The sequence below is a fragment of the Pseudoalteromonas sp. SG43-4 genome (genome assembly GCF_014164325.1).
Taxonomy (GTDB): domain Bacteria; phylum Pseudomonadota; class Gammaproteobacteria; order Enterobacterales; family Alteromonadaceae; genus Pseudoalteromonas; species Pseudoalteromonas distincta.
The window spans coordinates 1-1,266 of the sequence record NZ_JACJFB010000046.1; the positions used below are offsets into that span (position 1 = coordinate 1).

Genomic DNA, 1,266 nt, shown 5'->3' on the forward strand with positions numbered 1-1,266 from the left:
TGTAGTGGTCAATAAAATTTGGCCACAGTTTTAGAATCTTGATATCTAACCTCAGATTCATTTGGCGCTAAACCGGCATTATAATGATGCGGCCTAACGTTGTTGTAATATCCGTTGATATAATCACTAACGCTATATTTAGCATCTATAAAATTTCCATATCCAACCTTTGGCATCCATTCCGTTTTAAAGCTTCTAAAAAATCGCTCCATTGGTGCATTATCCCAACAGTTTCCACGCCTACTCATACTTTGTTTGATTTTATAGCGCCATAAACGTTGACGATATTTTAAACTGGTATAGTGACTACCCTGGTCTGAATGAAACATCAGTCCTGTCGGTTTTCTTCTGCTTTCATACGCGAGTTCAAGCGCTTTTAGCGTTAAATTAGTATCTGGCGACAACGACATGGCCCAGCCAACTACTTTACGTGCAAATAAATCAATAATAACGGCTAAATAAGCCCAGCGATTACCTACCCAAATATACGTCACATCACCGCACCACACGGTATCTGGCTCAACAACATCAAATTGTCTATCAAGCAGGTTTGGAATTTCAAGGTGTTCATTACCGCCGCGTTTATATGAATGTTGAGGTACTTGGCAGCTTTCAAGCTTTAATTTAACCATTAGCTTAGCAGCACGATAACGACTCAATTCAAAATCATTGTTCGTTGCTATTGCCGCGATTGTCCGCGCCCCAGCTGAGCCACCGCTCATTGCATGTATAGCTTTAACTTCAGCCTCTAGCCTTACTTGCTCTGGCGTCGGCGTTGTATTCCGTATAGCCCAATATTTATAGCTGCTACGATGCACATTGAATACGTTACACAGCACGCTAATTGGGTAACGCTCTCGTTGATTTAGTTTCTCAATTAACGAGAATTGTTCAGGGAGTCGGACATCAAGAGAGCGGTAGCCTTTTTTAATATATCCTTTTCTAATTCGATGCGTTGGATTTGCTTTTTAAGTTCGCGGATTTCAATTTGTTCGGGCGTCATTGGCGAAGCAGATGGTGTCTGGCCACTCCGCTCTTGCTTTAATTGAGTAACCCACTTACTGACGGTTGATTTACCCACCCCCATTGCTTTGGCTGCTTCTTCTTGAGTATAACTTTGGTCAACTACAAGCTGAGCTGTTTCTAATTTTATTGCTGCAGAATACGATGCGCGTTTTAATTTCGTCATTTTTTCACCCAAATTTGTATGCTTATCAGCATAACATTTCTTTCTTAATGGGTGGCTAAAATCACTGTACCACTACA

At 41.0% G+C, this 1,266-nt stretch carries 1 protein-coding gene; it reads right to left on the minus strand.

Features of this window, described 5'->3' with window-relative positions; genetic code table 11:
* Positions 1-8: 8 nt before the first annotated feature.
* A protein-coding gene (locus H5160_RS20070) for an IS3 family transposase (RefSeq protein WP_182738523.1) occupies positions 9-1,189 on the minus strand; the annotation gives its coding sequence in 2 pieces (ribosomal slippage) (positions 9-931 and positions 931-1,189; 1,182 coding nt in all).
* Positions 1,190-1,266: the final 77 nt, after the last annotated feature.